General features: G+C 59.0%; 1 protein-coding gene. It reads left to right on the top strand.

From position 1 onward, the window contains the following. Positions 1-735 precede the first annotated feature (735 nt). Positions 736-1,356: reverse transcriptase domain-containing protein (locus tag ABIE59_RS19945; protein WP_354449544.1), on the top strand; the 621-nt coding region annotated here is incomplete at its 3' end.

Here is a 1,356-nt window from a genome sequence, read left to right as displayed (position 1 = left end):
TTTTTGTTTGCCCGGCGAAGCCGGCAAACCCGTCCGCCTGAAAGAGGGCGGAGTCACCCCGACTGAGGGGAAGACAATCCGAATGGCAAGGGCGTTGTTGGCTAACGGCGGGGTCTGAAGGAAGCCATAGGACGTTAACGGTACACAACGCAAGTGAACCTGTTACGGCAGTTCAGGTGGGTCAGCGTGCAAAATAGCGCGACGCCCGATACTCAGTCAGACCTGTGCTGTGTTTGAGGGTGGCATCGTTAACAGGGAGCCGGTGCAGTAACCGGGGAAGCCTGACACCGAATCCGGCCAGTCCGGAGACTGCAGCGCAAGGTGAAAGCCAAGGCTGCGGTGGGTGCGAGGTGGCAGATGAAGCCGTAGTAGTGAGGAAGTTCCGGCCCGTGAAACCTGGTAACAGTGTGGAGGACAAAACCGGAACGACCGCTGGCGGAGGTTCAGCGGACCGGACAAGGTCAAAAGCCTTGTTCGGATGCGAAGGGCGGAAGTCATTAACGAGAATGACGGACGACGAGCGAGAGGTGGACGCTGCGTTCACAAGCTGCCCGACGGGGCAGGGACGTGCATCGAGGTGCTGCGGGAACGCAGTGGCTTCGGTGCTCTCCGGGCAAGGGAGTAGAGCGATACCGTGGCGGCAGATTGCCAGAGTGCTAGTACCCGGACGGATCGTTTGAAGCACACCAGCAGCCAGACCAACCCTTGAAGCCGTCATCACAGAGATGAGCAGGCATGAGGAAATACTACAGTCTGTACGGGCATCTGCTGTCAAAGCAGCGCCTGTATGAAGCCTTCAGACACGTCAAACGCAACAAGGGTGCGGCCGGAATTGATGGGCAGAGCCTGAGTGCGTTTGAGGAAAATCTGGAGGTGGAACTGTCGTGCCTGTTACTCGAACTGAAGGAAAAGCGCTATCGAGCGCAGCCAGTCAGACGTGTGGCCATCGCCAAGGATGACGGGGGTGAGCGTTTGCTGGGCATTCCAACGGTTCGGGACCGTGTCGTGCAACAGGCGTTGCGCAGTATCATCGAACCGATCTTCGAGCCGGACTTCCACCCGTCGAGCTACGGGTATCGTCCGGGACGCAGTGGTCACCACGCCATCGGCAAGGCGGAGTTGTTCATCCGCCGCTACCGGCGGGAATGGGCTGTGGATATGGACCTGTCGAAATGCTTCGACACCCTCAACCATGACCTGATCATCCGCCAGTTCCGCCAACGGATCACGGACGGCAGTGTTCTGTCACTGTTGCGCCAGTGTCTGGAAAGCGGCGTGATGGTGGGGTATCACTTTGAGGAGACGGAACTGGGAAGCCCGCAGGGCGGCGTGATCAGTCCGCTGATTGCGAATGTC

It is taken from the genome of Marinobacter sp. MBR-99 (genome assembly GCF_040547575.1).
Lineage (GTDB): Bacteria > Pseudomonadota > Gammaproteobacteria > Pseudomonadales > Oleiphilaceae > Marinobacter.
The sequence above is the reverse complement of the archived record's forward strand: the minus strand, read 5'-3'. Positions and strand labels throughout refer to the sequence as shown.